Raw genomic sequence first — 26346 nt, forward strand, 5'->3', positions numbered from 1 at the left:
CTCGATGACCCCATCGTCATCGGTGGCGGCTCCGCGCCGCCCGATTGACGTCCGTGGCGAATCGCGAGCTCGGGCACCCTGAGGCGCTCCGGTCACCGCCAATAACATCCACAATCCGTCGCGCGTGGAGGCTGGGTTGCGTCTGGCTTTCTCGATGGGTTTATGTGCGGCCCATTTTACGGGTCCGTTCAGATGAACTGGTCTTCCTGGAGATTTGATCGGGGGCTCGAACCGCTGCTCCAACGCCTGCCCGTGTGATGGTCGCCGCACGTGCGGTTCCTCTGGCTGGTGCCAGGGGAGCGCGCGCCAGGTCCATCGCACGGGGGGTTGGACGGCACACGGCAGGCGCCCAGCCCTTCGCGGGTTCAGCATCCAGCCCTGGAGGGCTGGAGGATGCTGACTGCTGAACAGTCCGGGGTCGTCGAACGGCGTTTCGGGGTGGCGGGTCGCCCGAGCCAACCGCAGGTTGCGCGCTGTGCCGTCGCGTGCACACCTCCTGGCTCAGGCCTCCCTCGCCTGGGTCTTCACGTTCCCCGGAATTCCTGAATGAGTCCGCCGCAGAACTTCGACACCGGCATCCCCAGCCTCAACGTGCTCCTGGCGGGTGGGTTGCCTCCTCGCCAGTCCATCATCGTCACCGGGACGCCCGGCAGCGGCAAGACGGTGCTGTGCAGCCAGGTGGCCTTCGCGGCCGCGTCGCGGGGCATCCCCGTCGTGGTGGTCACCGTCACTTCCGAGCCTCATGACAAGCTGGTGGATGCGCTGTCCGGCTTCGCCTTCCACAAGCCCGAGGTGCTGGGCGACATGCTGTTCCTCATCAGCGCCTACTCGGCGCTGAAGCGGGGCGCCAAGGAAGCCAGGGACCTGCTCCTCCAGACGGTGCGAGAGCGCGGCGCCCGCCTGCTCTTCATCGACGGCCTGCGCTCCATCCGCGACCTGTGGCAGGACGAGGCGCGGTTGCGCGAGTTCCTCTACGAGCTGGGGCTCGGCCTGGCGGCGCTCAACTGCATTGGCATCTTCACCACGGAGTATCCGCTCCAGCGACTGATGGAACTGCCGGAGGCCACCACCATGGATGGCATCGTGGCGGTGTCCGTCCGGAGCCAGGGCGCGCTCCGCATGCGCCGGGTGGAGGTGGTGAAGCTGCGCGGTCGTCCACACCTGCTGGGCGAGCACGTCATGCGCATCACCATGCAGGGCGTGGACTTCCTGCCTCGTCTGGAGGCGACGCTGCCTGCCGTGCCGGAGGCTCCTCTGGACCTCGAACGCAGGGGCTTCGGGCTTCCGGAGCTGGACACCTTGATGTACGGCGGCTTTCCGTCCAACAGCGCCACGTTGATCGCCGGGAGCATGGGCATCGGCAAGACGCTGATGGCGTCGTACTTCGCGCTGGACGGCGCTCGCCGTGGAGAGAAGTCGCTCTTCGTCTCGTTCTTCGACTCACCCGAGCGCGTGCTCGCCCGCGCGCTGCGGGTGGGGCTGGACATGCGGCCCGCGTACGAGTCCGGGATGCTGGAGATCATCAACGAGCTGCCCGCGGAAGCCGAGGCAGACGTCCTTGTCCGCCGCATCCTCCAGCGCATCGAGGAGCGGGGCGTGAAGCGCGTCGTCCTGGATGGGCTGGCGGAGCTGGAGCAGTCCATCATGGAGGGCGAGCGACGCCGCGCCTTCCTGGCATCCCTGGCGCTGCGCCTGCGGCAACTGGGAGTGACGTCGTTGTTCACCCGCGAGGTCTCCAAGGTCGTGGGCACCGAGCTGGATTTCAGCGATTCGCCCGTGGCCATGCTGGCGGAGAACGTGCTGCTCCTGCGCTTCGTGGAGCTGCACGGCCGCCTGCACCGGATCCTCTCCATCCTGAAGATGCGCGACAGCAAGTACGACAGCACCGTGCGCGAGTTCGAGGTGGCCGATACGGGCCTGCGGGTGCTCGCCCCCATGCGTTCCTCTCAGGGATTGCTCACGGGTCAGGCCCGTCCGGTGGGAACCACCATCGGTGGGAGCACGACATGAGCCTGATCCTCATCGCCGAGGACGAAGAGGCGCTCCTGGAAGTGTTCTCCGAGGTGCTGGAGGACCTGGGCCACCGCGTCGTGCGAGCCAGCAATGGCGAGGAGGCCCTGATGCTCGCGCGCACGGAGCCTCCGGACCTGGTCATCAGCGACCACATGATGCCCCGGCGCACGGGGATGCAGTTGTTCTATGCGATGCGCTCGGAGCCCGCCCTGGCGCATGTGCCTTTCGTGCTGCTCAGCGCGGCGCGCCCAACCGGTCGCGAAGAGGCGGAGACGTTCCTGGCCAAGCCGGTGGACCTGGCCACCTTCGAGAAGACCGTCAGCGCCGCGCTGGCCCGTCACGAACGGGCCATTCCGGACACACCTCCGCCTTCGCGCGATTCCGCCACCTCCTTGGGAGCGGCGCGCGAGGAGATGCTCAACTGGGTCGCACATGAGCTGAAGACGCCGCTGAGCTCCGCGCGCCTCAACGTCCAGCTCCTGCTTCGCAAGCTGCTCAAGCGTGGCGCCCCCGAAGACGAGCAACGCTCCGCGGAGTCGGTGATGCGCCAGCTCGACCAGATGAACGGGTTGGTGACCTCCATCCTGGACGCCTCGCGACTGGTGGATGGGAAGCTGGAACTCCAGCGCGTGCCCGCGCCCCTGGTTCCCTTCCTCCAGGAAGTCGTCCAGGACTGGTCCGAGGCCCAGCCGGAGGTGACCTTCCGGCTGGAGGCGCAGGAGCCTCCGGAGCAGGTGTTCTTCGATGCGGAACGGACGCGGCAGATCCTCAACAACCTGCTGTCCAATGCGGTGAAGTATCGCGGCGCCTCTCGCGAGGTGGACATCCGGACGGCGCTGGATCCGGGCGCGGTCCTCATCCATGTGCGAGACAAGGGCGTGGGAATCCCGGCCGCCTCGCTGCCCCACGTCTTCGACCGCTTCCGGAGAGCGGACAGCCAGCAGGGGAGGGGCCATGGACTGGGCTTGTTCATCGCCTCGTCGCTCGCCCGGCTTCACGGTGGCTCGCTGGCCGCCCGCTCCCAGATGGGCGAAGGCTCCACCTTCACCCTCCGACTGCCCCTCCGCTCCTGAAGAAGGGGGCCGGGACGCGCTCCCGGCCCCTCTCTCGAAGGCTACTGCTGACGGCCTTCGATGGCGCACATCAGGACCGCCGCGGCGATGCCGAGCCGCCGGTCGAGCAGGTTCCGGTCGTCCATCGAGAAGTCCAGGTCGATCTTCTGGATGAACGGGTTGAACCGCTGGTGGAAGGCGAGGACCTTCGTCTCGCCCAGCTTCCCGGAGAAGGACTGCGGCACCAGGTTGGTGAGGAAGCGGCGCACCAGCGCCAGCATCATGCTGTCCTCTTCAATCTTCCCCGTCTCCTGGTCGTTCGCGTCCAGCACCAGCCACTGGTCTCGGAGGATGGAGCGCAGGCCCTTGCGGCGCAGCGCGCCCACGCGCTCTCCCGTGGCGGCGTCCGTCACGTCGTACGTCATGCCGAAGTCGAGGATGCCGCGCGCCTTGATGGTGAGCAGCTCCTCACGCATCTCCTCATCTCCGTAGATGCGCAGGTCCTCCTTCAGCTTGAAGGCCTTCATCTTCGAGTAGAACGCGAGGTTGCCCACCTCGTCGTAGATGTGGAAGGCGCCGCCGAACAGCTTGAAGAACTTCCGGCGAATCATGTAGCGCGTCTGACCAAAGCGGCCAGCGGCCAGGGAGCTGGGGGAACGGGTCTGGAGTGCGGATGACATGGCCCCCCCATAGCAAAATCCGCGTCCCGCAGCCGCCCCAAGGGACCGCCGGTTCCGTGGGCCGGGTCGCGCTCTCCCGGCCAGACTCGGATATGCTCGGGTTGTTACCAGCCCGTGATACAGCGGGGCTTGGATACTCGCCCGTTCAGACGGAGGCATGCTCTTGATCACCTCGATTCCTCGCCGGGTCGTCACCACGACCCAGACGGACGCCACGAAGCCTCTGGCGACTGAAGCACCGGCGACGCCCCCGGCCCCCGCGCCCTATTTCCAGGACGGCCTGGAGGCTGCCCGGCCCAGCCCCGTGAATCTCACCGGCCTGGGGACGAAGTCGGCGGTCGCGGAGCCCGCGAGCGTGGCGTCCGCCCCGCCTTCGTCGAGCGGCTCGGCGCCCGTCGGTCCGGAGCTGCTGCACCTCGATGCGGGCTGGACGCCCCAGGGCCAGGGCTACGACGCCAAACGCGATGAAGTGCTCACGACGTACTACTCCGACGAGCACGACGTGCTGCTGTCCGTGCAGGACAAGGGCTCGGGCAGCGAGTCGCTCCAGGTGCAGCTCGGTGGGCTCGACCCCAAGCACCCCGAAGAGGGAAAGCCCACGCACGGCGGTGGTGTCTCGACCGACGGCGAGTTCGTCTACGTCTCCGACACCCGGGGCATCTACGTCTACACGCGCGAGGAGCTCGAGCGCGCGGCGAAGACGGGGACCGTGGCCCAGGCCTCTCAGGTGATGGAGGTTCCATTCCCCGAGGGAGTGAAGGACCCGGCCACTGGCATGGACCTGGTCTCCGCTGGCAGCTACATGACGGTGAAGGACGGCTACGCGTACATCGGCAGCTACAGCAAGGACGGCGATGGAAAGGCGGGCGCTGTCTGGCGTTACAAGCTCGACGAGGAGACCGGCTCCCTCATCGAGGACTCACGCCAGGGACCCATCCGCGCGCCGGACCGCGCCCAGGGGATGACGGTGGTCGACGGCGCCCTGCTGTTCACCACGGGCGACCAGAAGCTCGTCTACCAGCCGTTCGAGGCGAGCGCGGACTCCTTCACGGCGAACATCGATAACCGGGTGGATATCAGCAACGGGCTCATCGACCCCTACGCCCAGGGTGTGAACATCATCGATGGCGAGCTGTGGGTGACGTACGAGAGCGGCTCCGAGAAGTATCGCGACAAGCTCAACCCCAAGTACGAGCCTCGCGAACACATCCAGCGAATCCCGCTGGAGGACCTGGACCTCGCCGCGGCCTGCGTCACGCCGGAGCAGCTCGAAGGCTGAGCCTGCTCAGGCTCCCGTGGCAGCGTGCGACGCGCCACGGGAGTCGGCACACCCTCCAGGTCAGGGTGTTTTGCGCATCCGGTTCTTCTGCGGGCTGCCCGCCGCCATGGCCTTCGTCACGCGGGAATAGGCAGACACGTAGGGCTGAAGGACGGTGCGCGGCCAGCGCCCTGGAATCCACAGGTAGCTGAAGAGTGGATGTCTTCGCGCGCCTCTCCGCCGCTTCGTCTCGTAGGCGCTGGGCCCGAGCCAGAGCTTCCGGGCGCCCAGTTCGTAGGCCCGGCGCAGCGGCTCATAGAAGCCGAGGTTGAAGTACAGCGGGGTCTCCGATGCACCCGCCTCGGCGCGACCGACGCGGTAGAACCACACCTCGTCGTGCTTCTGCAGCAGCAGGGAGAACCCGATGGGCTCTCCGCCCTGGTAGCCCACCACGGCCTCGGCTTCGGGTGAGACGTGCTGCTCGATGGCGGACCAGAACGCGGGCGGGTGGCGGATGTGCTCGCTGCCGTACTTCGAATACGTCACCTCGTAGAACCGCTCGAGCAACTCGCCCATCTCGCCCATGCGCGAGACACGCTCGAAGCTCACGCCCGCGTCTCGAACGTGCGCCATCTCCTTCTTGAGGAACCTCCGCGCGTCGCTCTTGAACTGGCCCAGATAGGCGTCGAGGCTCTCACCCGGCGGCACGTCGATGACGTTGTCGTCGTAGATGAAGACCTCCTGGAAGGACGCTGAGTTGAGCGCCTCTCGCAGCGCCGCATCGTCTCCATCCACTCCGTAGAAGTAGAGGGGGAGTCGCTCACTCGTCGCCAACTCCCGCAGCCCCTGGAGGATGAGCTCGCGAGCCTGGCGCGCGAGTTCAGGCGACTGGGGCGAGCAAATGATGCCGCTGCGCATGCTGAGGGGACTGGTGACGAACACGCCTCCGTCGATGCCAGCCCCCGTGAGCCGCGCCAGGGAATGGTAGAGGTCCGCCACCGTGACGGCCACCCGGCTCAGCCCCCCCGCGTTGGCGAAGCCTTTCTTCCAACTGCTGAAGAAGAACTTCTCCAGCGCGTAGGGGGTGTAGATGTTCTGGCTGCGGGTGATGAAACACGGCGCCAGCGCGACGGGGACCTCGCCCTGGCTGACAATGGCATAGCGAAGCGACAGCTCGCCCCGGACCATGAAGGGGAGGTCGACCGCGTCCAGCATCCTGAGCCAGCGCCGGCCGAAGAACACACTCGACTCGGACGTGAGGACGTCCAGCGCCTCATCACTCAGGTGGCGGACGGAGTCATGAAACTTCAGGGTCAGCGTCATGGCCGGAGGGCTTCGGGTGCCAGGATGATTCCGCTCAGCCGTTGAGGAGCTGGACGGGCGGGTTTCGCTTGGGAGAAGCGATGTATCGCGCGAGGTTGGGACGCTGTCGCATCCGCTCGAAAAACGAGCGCAGGCGCGGGTAGCTGTTCTCCAGCACCTCCATGAGCCCGTTGTCGACGAGCAGCTCCAGGAAGCCGAAGACGCTGGTGTCCGCCACGCTCACCGCGGTGCCGACGAAGAAGCCCTCGCCGCTGCCGTTGTTCCCAATCACCCGCTCGAAGTGGCCGAGCCACTGGGGCAGCTCCTCGCCCAGGATGATGGGGAGCTGCTCGGACAGGTCGTCCGGGCTGAGCGACGTCAGGCTGCGCGCGCGTGCGGTCACTTCCTCGACGCCTTCGATGATCATGTCGCAGGCGGCGCTCTCACGCGGGTTCGCGCCATAGAGGCCCCGGGTGCGCGCGACGTGACGCAGGATGGCCAGGCTCTGCACGACGCGGAAGCCGTCCGGCTCCTCCCACAAGGGCACCTTGTCGAAGGCCAGCTTTCCGGCGCGCTTCAGCTCCTCGAAGGGAGGCGTCTTCTCCTTCGCCTTCACGTCGAACTTGCCCAGGTCGATGTCCTCGTACTCCGTGCCGGACTCGGCGAGCACCAGGCGGATCTTCTCCGCGACACCTCGACCCGTGAAATACGAAAGACGCGGCAATGATGATGATTGATCGCTCATACAGGGAACGCCGTTGAGAGGGACGGGCTGTATACTAGAGTAGGCGGACAATCCGGAAGGGGCAGACTTCCTTGACCGCTGTACCCGAGCCTCTGGAATCCTCGATGTCCGCTTCACCCTTGCTTGTCCCGCTTGCTCCTGGAATGGCGCTGTGGCCCTGGGCCGCGCTGCGCGGCGCCGGTTTTCCCGCAGAGGATGTGCTCCGGCTCGCGGCACCGAGCGCCGCCGCCGCCGCGGAGGCCTGGCTCGCGACGGGGGCTGAAACACCCGGGGAGGCACTGCGTGCCACGTTCGACGCGGATTTGCTGAATATCAGCGCCGCGCTGCGCTCCCTGGCAGGTGAGACGCGACTGCGCGAGGCCCTGCTCTGGCAGAACCGTCACGCGTACAAGACGGGCGTCGAGCCGCTCGCGGCGCTGCCCGCCACGGCGCGCAACAGCAAGGCCCGGCAACGCGAGCGGCTGGTCGCTTCCTACGTTCAGCGTTACAGCACCAAGAATGACACCATCGGGTTCTTCGGTCCGGTGGGTTGGGCGCGGCTGACGCAGTCGAGTGACGCCTTGCGTTTGTCGCCGGGGCAGCAACTCGTCTCCCGGCGCGCCGTCTACTTCGAGGCGTGGTGCATGGACACGCTCGGCGCCGCGCTGGTCCAGGACGCCACCCTGCGACGTTGGGCGCCGCCTCGGCTGTTGCCGTATTTCCGCCTGGAGGGCCAGGTGCTGCATGGCCCCATGCCCACGCCCGTGGAGCTGTTGCCGTCGCAGGCGCTGTTGCTCGCGCGGTGTGATGGCACGGTCAGCGCAGTGGCCATCGCGGAGGCGCTCACGCGCGGCGCCGAGCCCTCCTTCGCGAACGTGGACGAGGTCTACGACGCGCTGGACCAGGCGAGCGGGATGGGAGTGCTGGCCTGGGGTTGGGACGTGCCGCTGCTGGTGCGCCCGGAGATGGTGCTGCGCGGCGCGCTGATGGCGATTCCCGATGAGGATGCTCGGGCGCGCGCGCTGGCCCCGCTGGACCGACTGGAGCACGCGCGTGCCGCCGTCGAGGCCGCGGCCGGCTCACCCGAGGCGCTGGACGGAGCGCTCGCGGAGCTGGAGGGCGTGTTCAAGGAAGTGACGGGCGCGCTCCCGACGCGCGCCGCGGGCAAGACGTACGCCTCGCGCACGCTCATCTACGAGGACTGCGTGAGGGACGGCTCGCTGGAGCTGGGGGCTCCGCTGCTCGCGCGACTCGGACCCGTGTTGGAGCTGCTGCTGACGGGGGCTCGCTGGCTGGTGGGCGAGGTGACCCGTCGCACGGGCGTGGGCCTGGAGGCGCTGTTCGACAAGCTGTCCCAGGGAGGAGCGACGGTGGAGCTCTCCACGCTCCAGCTCGCCTTCGTCGAGGGCATTCAAGACCCGGCGTCCGCGACGGAGCTGATGCCCATCCACGAGATTGTCACCGAGCACCGTCGTCGCTGGCGTGAGCTCTTCGCCCTCGAACCGGGTGTCCGTCGTCAGACGCGCACCGTCGAGGCACTGCGTCCCCTGGTGCGAGAGAGCTTCGTCACGAGCGGAGCGGGGTGGAAGCGCCGCTGGCATGCGTCGCCGGACGTGATGATCGACGCGGCGAGCGACGAGGCGGTCCGCGCCGGGGACTACCAACTGGTCCTGGGTGAGCTGCACCTGTGCAACAGCATCTCCTCGCTCTTCGTGGAGCAGCACCCCGCGCCCGCGGAGCTCTTCGCGCTCGCGGAGCGGTGTGCCACCGAGGCGGATATCATCCCGGTGTTTCCCAAGTCCGAGTGGAGCCAGCGGACGCTGCCGTGCCTGTTCCCCAGAGGCAGCCTCCACTACCTCTCCGGGCAGGAGCCGTCGCCGAACCCTGGTGCTCGCGCCTTGCGCGTGGGTGACCTGGTGGTGGAGCGCCGCGACGGCGCGCTCGAGGTTGTCGACCGGGTGAGCGGGCGCCGCTTCGGGTTGATGGACTTCCTGGCCGTCTATCTGGAGCACCGCTGCGCGAGCGCCTTCGACCTGGCGCTGGGCGAGGACTACTCGCCGCGACTGACGGTGGACGGTGTCATCGTCGCCCGCGAGCGATGGAGCGTGCCGGCGGCGAGCCTGGGCTTCGCCAGTGTCACGGAGGCACTGGAGCAGTGGCTCGAGGCCCGGCGCTGGCAGCGCGGACTCGGCATCCCTCGCTTCGCGTTCTTCAAGGTGGAGACGGAGCGCAAGCCCTGCTTCGTGGACTTCGACAGCCCGCTCCTGGTGGAGATGATGGCCAAGCTGGTGCGACGCGCGCTGGAGGAAGCTCCGTCCTCGCGGGTCAGCTTCTCGGAGATGGTGCCGGACCCGGACCACCTCTGGCTCACGGATGCGGCCCAGCACCGATATACGAGCGAGCTTCGCGTGGTCTGCGAGCTGTCTTGAGCGACTCCCACGCAGTCGACGTGGTTCACCTCTACTCATGAAGGAGCAGTACGGCATGCGCGCGCCCGAGCCGATTCCCGGCGGAAAGTTGCCTCCCGACATCAAGGCGTTGCACGGGGGGCTGTCCTCCGCGGCCGCGGAGTTCCTCGACTTCGCCGAGCGCGTCCCGGAGGCCTTCGCGCGGCACAGTTTCGCGCCGAGCGAGGCGTCACCGCTCTTTCCCTACCAACTGCACGCCTGGCCCCTGTTCATCGACGCCACGGCGGTGGTGGCGATGCGGGAGATGGCCACGAAGCTGTGCCGACTCATCAAATGCGCGCCACGGCGACTGCTCGGGGACGCTGGCAGCGCCGCGGCCTGGTACGGGCTCTCCCAGGAGCGCGCCAGCGAGGCGCTGGACTGCCTCGCGCGCACGGACGACGCGCGTGGCGCCATCAGCCGGGGTGACTTCATCCACGATGGCACGGCCCTGAAGTGCCTGGAGTTCAACCTGACGGCGGGGGTCGGCGGCTGGGAGACGGCCTTCCTCGTCCAGCAGGTCATGTCGCAGCCCGCGATGCACCGCTTCGCCACCGAGCAGGGGCTGCGCATCCGTCAGCCCCATACCCTGCGCGTCTTCTTCGCCAACATCGTGGACTGCGTGCGCCGCGACACCGAGTGGGAGGGCGAGTGCAACATCGCCATCCTCTTCCCCCCGAGCGGACTTCCGGGGCCGGCGCTCGCGGAGCAGGCGTGCCGACTCTTCACCAGCCAGCTCATGGAGATCCTCCGTCCGGAGGGCGCGCGGGGCGAGGTCTTCATGACCACCTACGGCGCGGTGAAGAGCGCCGAGGGGCACCGCCTCACCACCCAGGGCAAGCGGCTGCACGCGGTGGTCGAGTACGAGGCCCGGGATCGTCTCCTGATGGCGGGCCCGGAGTTCATCGAAAACGCGCGGGCCGCCACTTCCGCTCGCTCAATCAGCCTCTTCAACGGTCCCGCTCAGGACGTGCTCGACGACAAGCGCAACCTCGCGCTCCTGTCGGAGCGTGTGACGTCCTCCGCGCTGTCCGCCGAGGAGCAGGCGCTGGTGCGCACCCACGTGCCCTGGTCTCGCCGTGTCGAGCGGGCCCACGTCGAGCGCGGGGGCGAGCGCGTCTTCCTTCCGGAGCTGCTGTCCTCCCGGCGCGAGGAGCTGGTGCTCAAGGCGGGGCGGGACTTTGGCGGCGCCTCGGTGTTGCTCGGGGAGTCGACGCCCGCGCCGGCGTGGGACGAAGCCGCGCGCAAGGCGCTCGATGAGGGCGGCTGGGTGGTGCAGGAGCGGGTGCGGTCCGCGCCCTTCCACTACTTGGGACCAGACGGTGGGGTGCTGCCTCACAGCGTCATCTGGGGCCTCTTCGTCCTCGGTGAAACCTACGGCGGCCACTCGCTGCGCCTGTGCCCCATCGGAAAGGGCACAGGCGTCGTCAATGTCTCGCAGGGCGCGATGTTCGCCGCCCTCATCGACTTGGAGTGAGCCGCCGGCTCCGCGTCACTGCTCGCGGTACTCGCGACCGAGCGTCTGCTGCTTGCGCATCTTCTTCATCGCGCTCACCGCGATGGAGGGGATGAGCTTGGGGCCGATGCGCGCCAGCATGGACCAGGTCCACCACCAGTAGTTGGTGGCGATGGCGTCCTCCACCGTGTACACGCGGTGCCACCAGCCATAGGGCAGGTAGAGGATCTCCCCGGCCTCCAGGACGAAGTCATAGTCGGGGACCTTGCCCGCGGGCAGCTCGTCCGGCTTGCCCCCGTGTGGCGTCAGGTCATGCGCGCTCATCACCGACCAGGGGTGGCTGAGCTTCGCCGGCCGCAGCTCCGCGTCCCGTGACGGCGCGTACAGCTGCCACTGCTTGCGGCCCACCATGACGGCGTGCAGGTTGTGCGCGCGGTCGAAGTGGAGCTGGGTGAAGGTGCCCTTCGGCCCCATGAAGAAGAGCTGCTCGGTGAGGCGCCGCTGCACGGCGTACTCGTCGAAGCGCACGTCGCGGTGCAGGGCGGGGAGGGTGCGGAACAAGTCGTTGCCGATGAGGTAGCCCGGCGTCTCCTCGCCGTCCTTCACCTTCAGCGAGGCGACGTAGTCGCGCATCGTCATCTTCCGCACGCGGCCCACGCGCTCCACATCGCCCGCGGGGCGTGCGTTGTAGCGCAGCCACTCCACCGGGACGCTCACGTCGCCGTACTGCTGGATGAACCAGTCGAAGGTCCACCGCTCGGCGGCGGGCCAGCCCTTCATGGCATCCGTGAAGATGATGGGCTTGTTGTTGGCTTCGAGGCCTTCGTAGAAAGCCCGACGGTTGTCGAGCGGCATGCGCTCGGGGACCTGGGGCCCGACATCCTTCTGCACGGTGGCGGTGCTCATGACAGCTCTCCTGGGTGGCGCGTCACGCCGCGTTTTCTTCGGCCTGGGCCTTGGGGCCCTCGCGCGTCAGTCGCTCGAAGTTGTTGTCGATGCCGTGGCGCACGTCCGCCAGCATGTGGATCTCGAACTCCTGGAACGCGAACGACGGCCACGCGCGCAGCAGCGTCAGCAGCGTCTCGTGCGAGTCGGCGTTGATGATACAGAGGCCCATCTTCGGGAGGACGTAGTAGGCACAGTCCATGGTGCCGTCCTGGAGGCGGGCGCCCACCCACTCGCGGACGGAGCGGTTGAGGGCGATGGGGTCCGGGGGCACGGGGCCCGAGGTGCGGTCCTTGACGTAGATGAGGTACTTCATCGGGGCAGCTCCTTTGGGGAGGGTCAGCGGGAAGGCGCGGGCCGCGACTTCGCGAGGCTCCGGCGCATGTTCTGCAGCAGGCCGCGAGGCGTCTGCCGCAGGAAGAAGTGGTCGCCCAGGAATGTCTGGGTGAAGAACGTTCCAGAGGTGAGCTGGCGCCAGGCCTCGGTCGCGTCCTCGGGGACGTAGTCGTCGAAGCCTCGGAAGGCGGACAGCGGACAGGCCAGGGCGGGGCCCGGCTTCCACGTGTAGCCCTCGCACACGGCGGTGTCCGCCAGCAGGGTGGTGCGAATCAGCTTCAGCAGCTCTTCCGCCATGTCGCCCGAGACGGAGATGGCCTCGCCCATGCGCCGGGCCTCGGCCGCGTCGATGTCGTGCGTGATCGCCGTGGGCGGGTGGGCCTTCAGCGTCTGGGGCGCGCGGTAGCTGGCGACGAAGAGGTGCAACGGCGTGGGGAGCCCTCGCTCGCGCAGCGCCCGCGTCAGCTCGTACGCGAGCAGCGCGCCCATGCTGTGACCGAACAGGGCGAAGGGCTTGTCCCCGTGGCGCGCCACCACGTCCACCAGGAAGTCGACGACCCGCGGCAGCTCACGCAGGGGCGGCTCACGCAGCCGATTCTCCCGGCCGGGGAGCTGCACCGGGCACACCTCGATGTCCTGTCCCAGCTCCGCCTGCCAGGTGCGGAACAGCGACGCGCTGCCGCCTGCGTGGGGCAGGCAGAACACCCTCACCCAGGCGCTCGGCTGCGGGACGTGGAAGGCCAGCCACTCCGCCGCGGCCAGGGCGGGGGAGGGCGACACCGGGGATGTCATGAGAGCACCTCGCGCCGGGCGACAGGGGCCTCGGCCTGCCGGGCGGGCATGTCGATCAGCTTCTGGTACACGACGCGGTTGGCGGCCACCATGCGCGGCAGGCCGAAGAGCTCCACCACGCGCTGCTGTCCGGCGAGGCCCATGCTCCGAGCGCGCTGGCGGTCCTCCAGCAAGTGGAGCTGCGCGTTGGCGAGTGCCTCGATATCCACCTCGCGCGGGCCTCCTGGTGCGCCGGGCAGCACCGGGACGAGCATGCCCGTCTTCTCGTGCTCGACGATCTCCGCCGGGCCTCCAGACCTCGTCGCCACGAGCGGGAGCCCGGAGGCCATGGCCTCGATGGCCGTGTAGCCGAAGGGTTCGTACAGCGAGGGCACCAGCGCCAGGTCCGAGATTCGGTGCAGCAGTCCGAGCTGGCGACGCGGCAACTTGCCCAGCAGCTTGATGCGGTGGCGCAGGTGCGCGTAGCGCTGGGTCAGCCCTTGCACCATCTGCGTGGACTCGCGCGAGTCGGTGCCGCCCGCCAGGAGGAAGCGCACCTCTGGACGTTTGGCGAGCACGCGCTCGGCGGCGGCGAAGATGGCGGTGATGCCCTTCTGCGGATGGAGCCGGCCCGTGTAGAGGACGACCGGGTCATCGGGCGTGGCCACCGTGGCGCGCAGCCGCGCGTACTGCTCGGGAGTGTGCGAGGGCTCCAGGAAGGGCCCCGCCTCCATGCCGCAGTGGATGGTGTGCAGCAGCGACGCCGACAGCCCGTAGGTCTCCCGGATGAGCTCGCTCATGGACTCACTCACCGAGATGACCGGCGTCGTGCCGTCGTAGAAGCTGCGCTCCTCCTCGAGGATCTCCGGGTCGGGTGTCTGGCCCCACCAGCGCTCGGCGGGCTCGGAGATGTAGTGGCTGGTGCCCAGCACGGGCACGCCGGCCTCGCGGCCGAGCACCCGCGCGGCGCGGTGTGTGTGCCACTGGTGGAAGTGGATGAGGTCCGGCTGCTCCTCGCGGATGCGCTCGCGGCCGTGGTGGACCAGGTCCTCGTTGAAGAGGCGGATGCCACGCACCAGCGAGAGCTGCGCCGCTTGCGAGAGGCTGCCTCGGCTCGGCGGCACCAGGTGAACGGTGAGGTTGGGCTCGCGAAGCACGGCCGGCTCGCCCGGGGTGTACGCCACGACGGTGACCTTGCACCCGCCACGGGCCAGCCCGCGGGCCAGTTCGTAGACGTAGGTGCCCACGCCTCCGGCCACGTTCGGGGTGTACTCCATGGCCAGGATGAGGGCCTTCAGGGGTGCGGAGTTGGGAGATGCCATCGGCTGTTTCTCGAAAGGGGTGGGAGCGCGGCTAACGGCTGGCCGCGACCTCTTCGGGGGTGAGCTCCGCCAGCATCTTCAGCAGGGCCTCGACTTCCGGATCATCATGGCCGGGGCTCTTGCGCTGCTCGGCCACCAACGCCGCGAGGCGGGCGACCGTCGGTGCCTCGAACAGGGACTGCAGTGGCACCGTGAAGCCGAAGGTGTCCCGCAGGCGCCCCACCACCGTGGTGGCCAGCAGCGAGTGCCCCCCGAGCGCGAAGAAGTCGTCGTTGAGGCCCACCGGCCGCACGCCCAGCACGTCCTCCCAGATGCGCGCCACCGTCCGCGCGTCGTCCGTGTCGGGTGACACGTACTCCGTGGACAGCGCGGGGCGCGAGTAGCCCGCGGACGCCGCCTCTTCATGCTCCCGGGCCTCGAGCGTGCGCTCCGGTGCTGGAGCGGAAGCCAGCGCGCGGTGTCCATCCGGGGAGACCCAGTAGCGCTTGCGCTCGAAGGGATACGTGGGCAGCGGGACGCGCAGTCGTCGCTCCCCTCCGTGGAAGGCCTCCCAGTCCACGTCCACGCCCGAAAGCCACAGCTGCCCCAGCGCGCCGAGCAGCACGGCCGTATCCGGCTGCCGCGTGTCCGGGTGGCGCAGTGAGGTCATCGTGGTGGGCGCCTGCGGGAGCGCGCCGGGCTGGGCGGCGAAGGTGGACAGCGTGCGTCCGGGACCGACCTCCAGCAGCACCTGCGCGGGCCGCAACAGCGAGAGCCCCGCCGCGAAGCGCACCGGCTGGCGCAGATGGCGGGCCCAGTACGCCGGGTCCGTCGCCTCGGCGGCCGTCACCCAGGTGCCCGTGACGTTGGAGAGGTAGGGCAGTTGGGGCGCGGACAGCTTGACCCGCCGCACGCGCTCGGTGAACGGCGCGAGGATGGGGTCCATCATCGCGGAGTGGAACGCGTGCGAGGTGTGCAGCTTGCGAGCCTGCACGCCGCGCTCCTCGAGCCGGGCCCGCAGTGCTTCCACCGCGTCGTCGGGTCCGGCGACCACCGTCAGCGAAGGCGCGTTCATCGCGGCCACGGACACGCGCGCGTCCAGCAGCGGCGTCAGCTCCGCGTGCGGCAGCGCGACGGAGAGCATGGCCCCCGAGGGCAGCTCCTGCATGAGCTTGCCGCGCGCGGCCACCAGGGCCAGCGCATCCGGCAGGCTGAAGACACCCGCGAGGCACGCGGCCACGTACTCACCGATGCTGTGGCCAATCATCGCCTCGGGCTGAACGCCCCAGCTCATCCATAGCCGGGCGAGCGCGTACTCGATGGTGAAGAGGGCGGGCTGTGCCAGTCGCGTCTGCTGCAACTGGCGCTGGGCCTCCTCCGCGCGGTTCGCGGCGGGGAAGAGGACCTCGCGCAGGTCCTGGCCCAGGTGCGGCGTGAGCTTGGTGGCGCAGTCGTCCACCACCGCGCGGAAGGCGCGCTCGCTCTCGTAGAGGCCCTGGGCCATTCCCGCGTACTGCGCGCCCTGGCCGGGGAACATGAAGACCGTGGAGCGGCCCGTGCGCTCCTCGGCGGCGGACAACTGCCGCGCGGTGTCGCCCAGCGCGGTGAGCGCGTCCTCGCGCCCCTGACACACGATGGCGCGGCGATGCGCGTGGCGACGCCTGCCGACCTGGAGGCTGTACGCCGCGTCCGCGGGCTCCAGGCCCGGGTTCGCGCGAAGGTGCTCCGCCAGTCGCTGGGTCTGCGCGGCGAGCGCGGCGGGCGTGCGAGCCGACAGGAGCAGGAGCTGCTGCGCGCGGGCGGCCCGGACAGGGGCTCGCGTCGGCGGCTCCTCGAGGATGACGTGGGCGTTGGTGCCACCCATGCCGAAGCTGCTCACGCCAGCGCGCCGGGGCCCGTGGGCGGAGGCCTTCCACTCGCGCAGCGTGGTGTTGACGTAGAAGGGGCTCTCGTCCCAGGGGATGTTGGGGTTGGGCGTCTCGAAGTTGAGGCTGGGCGGCAGCTTGCGGTGCTTGAGCGCCAGCGCCGTCTTGATGAGGCCCGCCACGCCCGCCGCCGCGTCCAGGTGGCCCACGTTGGGCTTGAGCGAGCCGATGGCGCACGTGCGCGGGCCCGCCGCCTCGTCGCCGAAGGCCCGCGTCAATGCCTGCACCTCGATGGGGTCTCCCAACGCCGTGCCGGTGCCGTGCGCCTCCACGTAGCCGATGCTCGCGGCGGACACGCCCGCGCTGCCCAGGGCCTCGGAGATGACGGCGGCCTGCCCCTCGACGCCCGGCGCGGTGTAGCCCACGCGCGCGGCGCCGTCGTTGTTCACCGCGGAGCCCTTGATGACGGCGTAGATGTGACTGCCATCCGCGAGCGCGTCCTCCAGTCGCTTGAGCGCCACCACACCCGCGCCGCTGCCGAAGACGATGCCCTTCGCCTGCGCGTCGAACGAGCGACAGCGCCCATCCGGCGAGAGGATGCCACCTTCCACGTAGCGATAGCCGCCCTGGAGCTGGAGGTTGATGGACACGCCTCCCGCGAGCGCGACGTCACACTCCTGGTTGAGCAGGCTCTGGCAGGCGACGTGGACCGCGACGAGCGACGTGGAGCACGCGCTCTCCACGTTGAAGCTGGGGCCGCGCAGGTCCAGCTTGTAGGAGACGCGCGTGGTGAGGAAGCTGCCCGCGTTGCCCAGGTTGAGCTGGAGCGGGTCCGCGGTGCGAAGGAGTTCCGCGTTCCCCATCAGGTTGAGCAACAGATACGTGCTCAGGGCCTGGCCACCGAAGACGCCCACCAGCACGTCCTGGGGCGGCGCTCCCTGGCCCGCGTCCTCCAGTGCCTCCAGCGCGCACTCAAGGAACAGGCGCTGCTGCGGGTCCATCACCTCCGCCTCGCGCGGCGTGTAGCCGAAGAAGGCCGCGTCGAAGCCCGCCACGTCCTCCAGTCGCGAGGCCACCTTGATGAAGTGGGGATCCGCGAGCACCTCCGGGGGCAGGCCGGCCTTCAGCACCGCGTCGTCCGACAGAGGCTCGATGGCCTCCACGCCGTCGCACAGGTTGCGCCACAGCTCATCCAGGCTGCGTGCGCCCGGGAAGCGCCCGGCCATCCCGGTGATTGCGATCTCCATGCCCGTGTTGCCTTCCGACACGCTGGTTCCTCCCCCTCAATTGCCGGACTGGCGGCGCTGCTGGATTTGCTCCCGGCGCCGCGCTCCTCGGCTCCTCCGGTCGCTGGTGGTCGTCGTCGGCGCCGGGTCCTGTCCGCGCGTCAGGAGCCGCGCCATGGCGCTCAGGGTGGGGTTCTCGAAGAGCGCCACCACGGGCACGTCCGTGCCGAAGCGGCGCTTCACCTCGTTGATGACCTTCAGGCCAATCAGCGAGTTGCCACCCAGCTCGAAGAAGTTCTCGTGCAGCGACACGCTCTCCACACCCAGGAAGCGCCGCCAGATGTCCGCCAGCTCGCGCTCCGCGTCGTCCATGTTGGTGGGCGCCGCGCGCTCTCCCTTGGGCGCGTCGTCCGTCTCCACCGGGCCCATCAGGTCCTGGAGGAAGCTGGCGCTGCGGGCCATGGCCGCGCGCAGGTCCTGCGTGGACACCACGACGTGCGTGGGCATCTGCGCGAGCACGCGCTCGAACACGTCCACGCCCTCGGTGGGGGACAGGGCGTGGGTGAGCATCGCCTCGCGCAGCGCGTCGGCCCCGCCGGGAATCTGGGTGGTGACGGCCTGGCCCACCTCGCGCCACGTGTCCCAGCCCAGGGAGATGACCGGCAGGCTCCCTGTTGCCGAGGCCTGGTAGGCGAAGGCATCCTGGAAGGCGCACGCCGCGCAGTGGTCGATCTGCCCGGGCTCGGCGGTGAAGGCCGTGCGGGACGAGCAGAGCAGGAGGAAGTCGAGCGGCATGCCCTTCAACAGCTCGTGCAGCACCCACGTGCCTCGCACCTTCGGACGGAGGACATTTTCCACCGCCTTCCGGGTGCGAAGCTGGGCGAGCCCACCCGCGGGAACACCCGCGGCATGGATGACGCCATGCGGATCGCCGAAAGTCTCACGCGTGCGGCGCATCACCTCCGCCATCTGTCCCGCGTCGCCCACGTCCGCCTGGAGCACCAGGACCTCGGACCCGAGTGACTCCAACACAAGGACCCGGCGAATCCGCTGGCTCACCACGTCCTGCTCATCGTGTGCGCCCAGCCATGCGTCCCACTGGCTTCGTTCCGGCATCGCGCGGTGACCCACCAGCACCAGCCGGGCCTGCACCTTGCGCGCGAGAGACTCCGCCAGCACCAGTCCGATTCCGCCCAGGCCACCGGTGATGAGGTACGTGCCCCGAGGCCGCAGCCGCGTCGGCGCGCCCGTCTCCGGAGGCGTCAGGTGCGCGGGCTCCAGCGACTGCTCCCAGCGGTGGGCGCCTCTCAGCGCGACCGTGCCATTGGAGGACGCCGCGGTGACCTCGCCCGCCAGTCGTGCCGCCAACGCGGGGAGCTCCGTCGGACTTTCGGGCAGCTCCACATCGAGCGTCCGACACGTGAGGCCCGGCACCTCATGGGGCAGCACGCGACATGCGCCGAGCAGCGTGGCCTTCTCCGAGGCGAGTGACTCGTGGCCGGTGACGGACTGCACTCCGGTGGAGACCACCGTGAGGTGTACCGGCCCGGACGAACCCTGGCCTCCCAGCGCCTGCGCCAGGAAGAGCAGGCTGAAGAAGCCCGTGTCCTGGGCGCGCTCCACGCCTTCCAGGCCCGCGCCAGTCGCATCCACGCTCCACAGGTGGACGATGCGGTCGGGGCGCGGCCCGTCCTCGGTGAGCGCGGCCAGCAGCGTCGCGTAATTCTCCGCGCGGCCCGGGTTCACCTCGAAGTCTCCGTCCTCCAGCCGGCGGAAGTCAGGCCCGGACTTCACGCGGGTGACCCGGCCGCCGGTCTCCATGAGCCGCGCCGCCAGCGCATCACCCAGCCCCTGCTCGTCGACGAAGACAAGCCAGTGACCCAGGGTGGCCGCGGGCACGCGCGGGGCGAGCGTCCGCTTCCACGACGGGAGGTAGTACCAGTCAGAGGCGTCCTTGCGTCGGGCAAGCGAGGCTTCTCCGCCCACGATGGCGCCCACCAGCTTCGGGTCCAACCAGTGCCGCTTGCGCTCGAAGGGGTAGGTGGGGAGCACCACGCGCCGCCGCTTCTCTCCGGCGTACAGGCGCTTCCAGTCCACCGGCACGCCGGCCATCCAGAGCCGGCCCAGGGTGGTGAGCACGAAGCGCACGTCGGAGCCCGGCTCGCGAGGAGCGCGCATCGACGTGAGCACCACGGTGGACTGGTCGCGAGCCACCTGGAGCCGCGCGAGCGAGCCCAGCGTCCGGCCGGGGCCCACCTCCAACAGCACGCGCGAGGTGTCCTCCATCAGGCAGCGCAGGCCGGGGCCAAAACGCACCGTCTGCCGGAGGTGCCGCACCCAGTAGCGCGGGTCCGTGGCCTCCTCCTCCGTCACCCACGTCCCCGTCACACCGGACACGAAGGGCAGCTTGGGCGTCTGCAGCTTCAGCCGACTCACGAAGGCGGAGAACGCCGGCAGGATGGAGTCGATGATGTGCGAGTGCGCGGCCACGTCGATGTGGACCCGACGGTGCTCGATGCCACGCGCCGCCAGCTCCGTCGAAAGCGCGTCCACGGCGGCGGTATCTCCGGCCACCACGCACTGAGTGGGTCCATTGACGGCGGCCAGCGACAGCCGCTCGCTCAGCAGCGGCAGCAGTTCCTCCTCGGACAGGGCCACGCTCACCATGGCGCCCGAGGGGAGCTGCTCGAAGAGGCGACCCCGCTCGGTCACCAGGGCGAGCGCATCCTCCAGCGAGAAGACACCCGCGAGGCAGGCGGCGACGTACTCGCCCATGCTGTGGCCAATCATCGCCTCGGGCTGGATGCCCCAGGACTCCCACAGCTTCGCGAGCGCGTACTCCACGGTGAAGAGCGCGGGCAGGCCCACGGACGGGCGAGGCAGGGGCGCCGAGGCGTCCGCGTCTCCAGGCGGGTAGAGCACCGCGCGCAGCGACGGGCCTCCCCGGCGCGACAGCAGGGCGGCGCACGCGTCGAAGGCCTCGCGAAAGGCGGGCTCCGTCTCGTACAGCTCCTGCCCCATGCGCACGTGCTGGGCCCCGCCACCGGGGAAGAGGAACACGACGGGACGTCCACCGTCCTTCGCCATGCCGGTGAACACGCGCTCCGGTGCCCCATCGGTCAGCACCGTGGCCGCGTCCTGGCCGTCCTCGCAGATCACCACGCGCCGATGGGCGAAGGCCTTTCGGCCGATCTGGAGGGTGTAGGCCACATCCGCCAGTTCCTGCTCCGGATGCGCCGACAGGTGCGCGCCGAGGTTGTGGCTGAGCGTGTCCAGCGCGCCCGGCTTCTTCGCGGAGAGGGCCACCAGCTTCCACGGCCGGGTGGGGCCGGAAGGCGCGGGAGGAGGAGGCGCTTCCAGCAGCGCGTGGGCGTTGGTGCCGCCAATGCCAAAGGAACTCACGCCCGCGTGGCGCCGGTGGCCATGGGGCTGCCAGTCCTTCAGCGTGGCGTTCACATAGAAGGGGCTCCGGGCCCAGTCGATGTTGGGGTTGGGCGTCCGGCAGTGCAGGGTGGGAGGGATCTGCCCGTGCTCCACCGCGAGCGTCGCCTTGATGAGGCCGGCCACGCCCGCCGCGGCGTCCAGGTGGCCGATGTTCGACTTGACCGAGCCCAGCGCGCAGAAGCTGGTGGCCTCGGTGCCCGCGCGGAAGGCGCTCGTCAGCGCGGAGACCTCCACCGGATCTCCCAGCAGCGTGCCGGTGCCGTGCGTCTCCACGAAGCCCACTTTGTCAGGCGTCACGCCCGCCAGCGCATGAGTGCGGGCGATGACCTCCGCCTGCCCCTCGGAGCTGGGGGCGGTGTAGCCGAGCTTCGAGGCGCCGTCGTTGTTGACGGCCGTGGCGCGGATGACGGCGTGGATGTGGCTGCCGTCCGCCAGCGCGTCCTCCAGCCGCTTGAGCACCACCACGCCCACGCCACTGCCGAAGAGCGTTCCCTGGGCCTCGGCATCGAAGGGGCGACAGTGCCCGTCCGGCGACGCGATGCCACCGGGCTGGTGCACGTAGCCGGTGCGCTGGGGCATGTCCACGGACACGCCCCCCGCGAGCGCCACGTCACACTGGAAGCCGAGCAGCGCCTGACAGGCCAGGTGGGTTGCGACCAGCGAGGTGGAACATCCCGTCTGCACGTCGAGGCTCGGACCCTTGAGGTCCATGTGGTACGCGAGCCGCGTGGCGAGGAAGTCCTTGTCGTTGCCAATCATCACCTGGAAGCTGTCGCCTGAATCGAGCAACTCCGGGTGCGTGTGCAGGTTGAAGAGCAGGTAGGTGCTCAGGCTCGTTCCCGCGAAGACGCCCACCGAGCGCGACTCCGTGTCCAGTCCGTGGCCCGCGTGCTCCATCGCCTCCCAGGCGCACTCCAGGAAGATGCGGTGCTGCGGGTCCATCAACGCCGCCTCACGCGGCGAGTAGCCGAAGAAGCCCGCGTCGAAGGCATCCACCTGCTCCAGCACCGCCCCGGCCTTCACGAAGCCCGGCTGCCTCAGTCGCTCTTCGGGGACACCCCGCGCGCGCAGCTCGTCGTCCGTGAAGAAGCGGATGCCCTCCACGCCGTCGCGGAGGTTGCGCCAGTAGGCTTCCACGTCCGGAGAGCCCGGGAAGCGGCCGGCCATGCCGACAATGGCAATGGCCAGTGCATCGCCGTCATTCAGGTTGTCTTCGCTCATGGCGGTCGAAGCACTCACAGGCAGGAGGAGAATCAGGGGGGCGTGTCTGGAACGTACGAACGGTCCGCACATACGGTTTCAAGGCGGAGGAACGTCCGTGACGAATGTGCTGGAGCCGTCGCCCGCGGCGGTCCCCCGGCCGCCGCGAGTCACCCGAGGCCGCGAATCAGCTCGCGGTGCGGGCGGTGGGTAGGGCTTCGTCGCGCGTGTTCGTGAGCGAGAACGCGTCGGCGAGCAATTCGTAGGACCGCAGCCGGGCGCGGTGGTCGTGGACGATGGTCGTGATGAGCAGCTCGTCCGCCTGGAACTCCTCGGCCATGCCCAGCAACTGCTCCTTCACCTGGGCCGGAGCTCCGCAGACGACGCGCTTGCGGTCGAACTCGAGCGTGGCCTGGTCCTCGGGCGTATAGGCGTAGGCCTCCGCCTCCTCGATGGAGGGAATGGGCTCTTCGTTGCGGCCCCGGCGGGTGTTGATGGTCAGCAGGTCGCTGCTGCGGGCTATCCGCCGAGCTTCCTGCTCCGTCGGTGCACAGATGACATACACACTGACGGAGGAGCGAGGCGCCGATTGCACGTGAGAGGGCTGGAACCGCGCGCGGTAGCCGCGCGTCACCGGACCGCCGTGAATCGGATTGAAGAAGTGGGCGAAGCAGAAGGAGATTCCCAGCCGCGCGGCGAGCACGGAGCTCTGCTCACCCGAGCCCAGCGCCCACAACTGCGGCATCCCCGGCGCCATCGTCCGCAACCCCAGCCCCTGGAACTCCGCCGTCGCGGGCGTGCTCCCCGAGATGAAGGCGATGAGGTCCTCGAGCTTCGTCGGGAAGCTCTCGTTGCTCGCGGGGACGCCGTACGCCAGCGCCTTGGCCACCAGGTCCGCGCTGCCAGACGTCCGCCCGATGCCCAGGTCGATGCGTCCCGGGTGGAGCGCTTCCAACAGCCGGAAGACCTCGGCGACCTTGAAGGGGCTGTAGTTCGTCAGCAGCACACCGCCCGTGCCTACACGGATGCGCGACGTCGCCGCCGCGACATGCGCCACCATGATTTCGGGAGCGACACCGGCGAAGTGTCCGGAGCCGTGGTGCTCCGCGACCCAGAACCGGTGATAGCCGAGCTGCTCCGCCGCACGGGCCAGCTCCACCGTGTTCTGGAATGCCTCACGTGTCGTGCTGCCTCGGGCGACGATGGAATGGTCAAGGACACTGAGCTTCACGGCGAGCGCTTCTCCCGGGGCAAGTGACACCCTCGGCCGTGGACGACACGGGCCGGGGCGTCGAGTTGACCGCGTTTCGTTGGGGGTCGTTACTATAATAGCACCGCCAGCCGTGAGAAATGAGGCTTGGCTGATTTTGTTTGAACTCCGAGAAAATGTGACAGGCAGGAGTGCTGTGGTTGCGCGGACTCCTCCTTCTTCCCGGCCGCGACCTGTTATCAGCACCTCCCACATGTTCCGACGCGTCATCACGCACCCGCCCGCCGTCTTCGGGCTCACCTGGTTCGCGCAGCTGGTCTCCTCGCTGGGCTCGGCGCTGGCGGGCTTCTCGGTGATGGTCCACGTGTATCGGAGCAGTGACTCCATCACCGAGTACTCGCTCGCCTCGTTCTTCTCGTTCCTGCCGATGGTGCTGATTGCCCCCGTCGCCGGGGCGCTCGTGGACCGGTGGGACCGCCGCCGCATCATGGTGCTGGCGGACGTGGGGGCGGGGCTCACCATGCTGCTGATGTGGCTCATGCTGGTGGCGGACGGGGCAGGGCTCTGGAGCCTGCGCAGCTGGCACCTGTACCTGCCCATCGCGGTGTGCGCGGCCGCGGGCACGTTCCGTGCGCTGGCCTACTCGGCCTCCACGGCGCTGATGGTGCCCAAGCAGCACCTGGGGCGGGCCAATGGCCTGATTGAGCTGGCGCTGGGAATCGGCCAGTTGGGCGGGCCCGCGCTGGCGGGACTCCTGGTGGTGCGAATCGGCCTCCAGGGGGTGCTGCTCATCAACCTGGGGTCCTTCTTCCTCTCCGCGCTGGTGCTGCTGTGTGTGGGATTCCCCCAGCCCGAGCAAAGCGCCACCGCGCGCGCGGCGAGAGGCTCCCTGCTGGAGCAGATGGCGGTCGGGTGGGGTTTCATCCAGGCGCGGCCCGGCCTGCTGGGGCTGTTGACGTGTATCGCCGTGGCCAACCTGTTCGTGAGCCTGGTGACGGTGCTCATCACTCCCATGGTCCTGAGCTTCGCGGACGCGTCGACCCTCGGGTGGATTGCCTCCTGCTCGGGCATGGGGGTGCTCACGGGGGCCTTGTTGATGAGCGTGTGGGGTGGGCCCCGGCGGCGCATCCTCGGTGTGCTTGGCTTCGAGCTGCTCGCGGGCCTGGCCCTGTTCGCGGCGGCGCTGCCGGCGGATGCGCGACTGGTGGCGGGCGCCGCCTTCGTCTTCATGTTCACCACCCCAGGGGTCATGGGGTGCTCTCAGTCCATCTGGCAGAGCAAGGTGCCGTCGGAGTTGCAGGGCCGGGTCTTCGCCGTGAGGCGGATGATCGCCCTGTCCACGCCGCCGGTGGCGGCCTTGCTCTCGGGGCCGCTGGCGGACCGATTCTTCGAGCCCTGGATGGCCCCGGGCGGCGCGCTGGCGGGGCGCTTCGGGCCCATGCTCGGCGTGGGCCCGGGCCGAGGCATCGCGCTGCTCTACCTGGTGCTGGGCGTGTTGTGCGCGGTGAACGTGCTGGTGGCCTGGCTCTCCCCCCGGGTGAGGAACGTGGAGCTGGAGCTGCCGGACGTTCTGCGCGAGCCGCCTTCGAGCGTGGGGCCCCAGCCGGCGCCGACCTCGGCGTGACGGAGGGCCCCGGACGGGCGGGCTACTCGACGACGACGAGCGCGCACATCAACGCGCCCTGCGTCGCGTTGACCACGTCCTTGCCCCGACCCATGGGATTCATCCGGACCATCGTCCCGCCGTAGCGCTCGCCGAAGACGAACGAGCCCCAGATGAGGATGTGCGGGCCCACGGAGCCGTCGTCCCGCATGAAGTGGTAGGGGCGCGGTTCGACGCGCTCCTGGATGATCCACCCGCCGCTCTCCAGCGCCTCCTGGATGGCCGCGTCCCACGCCTCGGCGGTCATCGACCGGCCGATGAGCACCGACTTCCCGCCGTAGGCGCGGCCCGCCTTCAGCACCAGCCCATCGCGCTTCGAGGCGACGACCTGGTCGGGCAACCACACGCGCTCACCGGCCCGCTGGGTGTGGGTGCGCTGGAGCCGCCGCGTCCAGGGGATGTGCTGGCGGATGAGGTCGCGCTCCTCGGCGGAGAGGGCAGGGGAGTCCTCGTTCTCCGACAGCAGCGAGATGTTGAGCTTGTCGTCGAGGATCTCCTGCGCCGGGCCGTTGTAGAGGCAGAGGGTGCGGGCGGCGAGCGCGGCGCCGACGCGGGCATCGAACGCCGCTCCCACCACCTCCAGCCTGTCCCTCGCGTCATGCTCCTGCACGGCATGCACGCGTCGGCCGCGCATCGTGAAGCGGTGTCCCTCCGCGTCGTGGACCTCGCCGTAGGCGCCGATGAGCACCTCGCCCTTCGCGCCCTCCGCTTCGAGCAGCTCCGTGAAGGTGGTGTTGAGCAGCAGGGTCGCCATCTCGACACCCACCGGGTCCGGCAGCTCGTTGTCCGGGAAGAGCACGGCCAGGTTGCACTCGCCCTCCCAGGCGACAGTCCGGCGCACGTCGTCGATGACGTGGGAGAGGAAGGCCTTGAGGGTGTCCTGGAGCTGGACGCGCAGGCCCTGCTCCTGGGTGAAGCGCTGGAGCACGGGCTGGTCCATCACCACCTGGGCCTTGAGCGCCGTCTCCCAACCACCCAGGCCCGCCATCATGTTGATCTCAAGGCACTTGAGCCCGTCCGCGGAGTCGATGAAGTCGCCCCGGCTGAGCACGCCGCGCGCGTCGTCCGTGAGGGCCAGGGCCTCCACCGCCACGCGTGCGCGCTCGGGCGGGAGACCGAAGTACTCGGCGACACGTGCCGGGTCACCGCCGAGCAGCAGCCGGGGCCCGCGCTTGACGAGCCGGCTGAGCTTCACCGAGACGTCCTCCAGCAACTGGTTCCGGCGCGCGTCGATGAGGATGGGCCAGCGGTGCAGCTCGTAATACATGAGCGGCGACTCCTCGAACTTGCCGAAGCGGTGCTTCGCGAATGCCTCGGGAGTCCGCTCCGCGAACTTCAGGAAGGCCACCGCCGCGGCGGACAGCTCGCCGTGCAGCACGTGGGTTTCCTCGGAGAACATCTTGCCCTGCCGCCCATCTGCGCCTGACATCACGAAGGCTCCACGCCAAGAAAT

The 26346-nt window shown here is 69.3% G+C and carries 18 protein-coding genes; 7 read left to right on the forward strand and 11 right to left on the reverse strand.

The features are described 5' to 3' along the window. Positions 1 to 214 precede the first annotated feature (214 nt). From FJV41_RS54905 to FJV41_RS01845, 3 genes are all read left to right on the forward strand, one after another. Complete coding sequence (locus FJV41_RS54905; protein WP_368773764.1) at positions 215 to 400, forward strand: hypothetical protein; 186 nt, start codon at positions 215 to 217, stop codon at positions 398 to 400. Between the two features lie 146 nt (positions 401 to 546). Continuing rightward, positions 547 to 2010: an ATPase domain-containing protein gene (locus FJV41_RS01840; protein WP_141640638.1), complete on the forward strand. Its 1464-nt coding sequence runs from the start codon at positions 547 to 549 to the stop codon at positions 2008 to 2010. After that, a complete protein-coding gene (locus tag FJV41_RS01845) occupies positions 2007 to 3086 on the forward strand; it encodes an ATP-binding response regulator (RefSeq protein ID WP_141640639.1) in 1080 nt (359 codons plus the stop codon). Before FJV41_RS01840 ends, FJV41_RS01845 begins: the two co-directional genes overlap by 4 nt. Before the next feature lie 41 nt (positions 3087 to 3127). On the opposite strand, the gene FJV41_RS01850 is transcribed toward FJV41_RS01845, so the two are convergent. Further along, a complete protein-coding gene (locus tag FJV41_RS01850; RefSeq protein WP_141640640.1) occupies positions 3128 to 3745 on the reverse strand; it encodes an LURP-one-related family protein in 618 nt (205 codons plus the stop codon). Between the two features lie 157 nt (positions 3746 to 3902). Between FJV41_RS01850 and FJV41_RS01855 the strand changes: the two genes are divergently transcribed. After that, complete coding sequence (locus FJV41_RS01855) at positions 3903 to 5024, forward strand: hypothetical protein (protein WP_246136938.1); 1122 nt, start codon at positions 3903 to 3905, stop codon at positions 5022 to 5024. A 60-nt stretch (positions 5025 to 5084) separates the two neighbouring features. Here the strand turns inward: FJV41_RS01855 and FJV41_RS01860 are convergent, their stop codons facing one another. Together FJV41_RS01860 and FJV41_RS01865 are read right to left on the reverse strand one after the other, a co-directional pair. Further along, on the reverse strand, positions 5085 to 6326 hold the full coding sequence (locus tag FJV41_RS01860; RefSeq protein WP_141640641.1) for a GNAT family N-acetyltransferase: 1242 nt from the start codon (positions 6324 to 6326) through the stop codon (positions 5085 to 5087). A gap of 34 nt (positions 6327 to 6360) precedes the next feature. After that, positions 6361 to 7050 carry a glutathione S-transferase gene (locus tag FJV41_RS01865; protein ID WP_141640642.1) on the reverse strand — a complete coding sequence of 230 codons (690 nt, stop codon included), beginning with the start codon at positions 7048 to 7050 and terminating at the stop codon, positions 6361 to 6363. Positions 7051 to 7154: 104 nt separating this feature from the next. On the opposite strand from FJV41_RS01865, the gene FJV41_RS01870 reads away from it, so the two are divergent. Next, positions 7155 to 9458 (forward strand): lantibiotic dehydratase, encoded by a 2304-nt coding sequence (locus FJV41_RS01870; protein ID WP_246136939.1) that lies wholly within the window; start codon positions 7155 to 7157, stop codon positions 9456 to 9458. A 37-nt stretch (positions 9459 to 9495) separates the two neighbouring features. After that, on the forward strand, positions 9496 to 10953 hold the full coding sequence (locus FJV41_RS01875; protein ID WP_246136940.1) for a hypothetical protein: 1458 nt from the start codon (positions 9496 to 9498) through the stop codon (positions 10951 to 10953). Positions 10954 to 10968: 15 nt separating this feature from the next. On the opposite strand, the gene FJV41_RS01880 is transcribed toward FJV41_RS01875, so the two are convergent. The 7 genes from FJV41_RS01880 to FJV41_RS01910 form a co-directional block, all read right to left on the reverse strand. Beyond that, a complete protein-coding gene (locus FJV41_RS01880; RefSeq protein ID WP_141640643.1) occupies positions 10969 to 11838 on the reverse strand; it encodes a cupin-like domain-containing protein in 870 nt (289 codons plus the stop codon). Between the two features lie 22 nt (positions 11839 to 11860). Continuing rightward, complete coding sequence (locus FJV41_RS01885) at positions 11861 to 12193, reverse strand: hypothetical protein (protein WP_141640644.1); 333 nt, start codon at positions 12191 to 12193, stop codon at positions 11861 to 11863. 23 nt (positions 12194 to 12216) lie between these two features. Continuing rightward, the gene (locus FJV41_RS01890) at positions 12217 to 13005 is read right to left on the reverse strand and encodes a thioesterase II family protein (RefSeq protein WP_141640645.1); all 789 of its coding nucleotides are present in this window, start codon (positions 13003 to 13005) and stop codon (positions 12217 to 12219) included. Then, complete coding sequence (locus FJV41_RS01895; RefSeq protein WP_141640646.1) at positions 13002 to 14306, reverse strand: glycosyltransferase family 4 protein; 1305 nt, start codon at positions 14304 to 14306, stop codon at positions 13002 to 13004. Before FJV41_RS01895 ends, FJV41_RS01890 begins: the two co-directional genes overlap by 4 nt. Positions 14307 to 14337: 31 nt before the next feature. Further along, positions 14338 to 17418 (reverse strand): type I polyketide synthase, encoded by a 3081-nt coding sequence (locus FJV41_RS01900; protein WP_246136941.1) that lies wholly within the window; start codon positions 17416 to 17418, stop codon positions 14338 to 14340. 15 nt (positions 17419 to 17433) lie between these two features. Beyond that, positions 17434 to 22041: a type I polyketide synthase gene (locus tag FJV41_RS01905; RefSeq protein WP_141640647.1), complete on the reverse strand. Its 4608-nt coding sequence runs from the start codon at positions 22039 to 22041 to the stop codon at positions 17434 to 17436. Between the two features lie 166 nt (positions 22042 to 22207). Then, on the reverse strand, positions 22208 to 23251 hold the full coding sequence (locus FJV41_RS01910) for an LLM class flavin-dependent oxidoreductase (RefSeq protein WP_141640648.1): 1044 nt from the start codon (positions 23249 to 23251) through the stop codon (positions 22208 to 22210). Positions 23252 to 23483: 232 nt separating this feature from the next. Between FJV41_RS01910 and FJV41_RS01915 the strand changes: the two genes are divergently transcribed. Then, the gene (locus FJV41_RS01915; RefSeq protein ID WP_141640649.1) at positions 23484 to 24854 is read left to right on the forward strand and encodes an MFS transporter; all 1371 of its coding nucleotides are present in this window, start codon (positions 23484 to 23486) and stop codon (positions 24852 to 24854) included. A 22-nt stretch (positions 24855 to 24876) separates the two neighbouring features. On the opposite strand, the gene FJV41_RS01920 is transcribed toward FJV41_RS01915, so the two are convergent. Further along, entirely contained in the window at positions 24877 to 26322 is a 1446-nt protein-coding gene (locus tag FJV41_RS01920) for a hypothetical protein (RefSeq protein ID WP_141640650.1), read from the reverse strand. Positions 26323 to 26346 lie beyond the last annotated feature (24 nt).

The organism is Myxococcus llanfairpwllgwyngyllgogerychwyrndrobwllllantysiliogogogochensis, from assembly GCF_006636215.1.
In the GTDB taxonomy this organism is placed as follows: Bacteria; Myxococcota; Myxococcia; order Myxococcales; family Myxococcaceae; genus Myxococcus; species Myxococcus llanfairpwllgwyngyllgogerychwyrndrobwllllantysiliogogogochensis.

Excerpts from the sequence above, each read along its gene's own strand:
- FJV41_RS01850 (WP_141640640.1), bottom strand. The coding sequence starts at position 3,745 with ATGTCATCCGCACTCCAGACCCGTTCCCCCAGCTCCCTGGCCGCTGGC.
- FJV41_RS01920 (WP_141640650.1), bottom strand. The coding sequence starts at position 26,322 with ATGTCAGGCGCAGATGGGCGGCAGGGCAAGATGTTCTCCGAGGAAACC.
- FJV41_RS01840 (WP_141640638.1), top strand. The coding sequence starts at position 547 with ATGAGTCCGCCGCAGAACTTCGACACCGGCATCCCCAGCCTCAACGTG.
- FJV41_RS01855 (WP_246136938.1), top strand. The coding sequence starts at position 3,903 with ATGCTCTTGATCACCTCGATTCCTCGCCGGGTCGTCACCACGACCCAG.
- FJV41_RS01915 (WP_141640649.1), top strand. The coding sequence starts at position 23,484 with ATGTTCCGACGCGTCATCACGCACCCGCCCGCCGTCTTCGGGCTCACC.
- FJV41_RS01870 (WP_246136939.1), top strand. The coding sequence starts at position 7,155 with ATGTCCGCTTCACCCTTGCTTGTCCCGCTTGCTCCTGGAATGGCGCTG.
- FJV41_RS01880 (WP_141640643.1), bottom strand. The coding sequence starts at position 11,838 with ATGAGCACCGCCACCGTGCAGAAGGATGTCGGGCCCCAGGTCCCCGAG.
- FJV41_RS01885 (WP_141640644.1), bottom strand. The coding sequence starts at position 12,193 with ATGAAGTACCTCATCTACGTCAAGGACCGCACCTCGGGCCCCGTGCCC.
- FJV41_RS01860 (WP_141640641.1), bottom strand. The coding sequence starts at position 6,326 with ATGACGCTGACCCTGAAGTTTCATGACTCCGTCCGCCACCTGAGTGAT.
- FJV41_RS01865 (WP_141640642.1), bottom strand. The coding sequence starts at position 7,050 with ATGAGCGATCAATCATCATCATTGCCGCGTCTTTCGTATTTCACGGGT.
- FJV41_RS01905 (WP_141640647.1), bottom strand. The coding sequence starts at position 22,041 with ATGAGCGAAGACAACCTGAATGACGGCGATGCACTGGCCATTGCCATT.
- FJV41_RS01890 (WP_141640645.1), bottom strand. The coding sequence starts at position 13,005 with ATGACATCCCCGGTGTCGCCCTCCCCCGCCCTGGCCGCGGCGGAGTGG.
- FJV41_RS01895 (WP_141640646.1), bottom strand. The coding sequence starts at position 14,306 with ATGGCATCTCCCAACTCCGCACCCCTGAAGGCCCTCATCCTGGCCATG.
- FJV41_RS01875 (WP_246136940.1), top strand. The coding sequence starts at position 9,496 with ATGAAGGAGCAGTACGGCATGCGCGCGCCCGAGCCGATTCCCGGCGGA.
- FJV41_RS01845 (WP_141640639.1), top strand. The coding sequence starts at position 2,007 with ATGAGCCTGATCCTCATCGCCGAGGACGAAGAGGCGCTCCTGGAAGTG.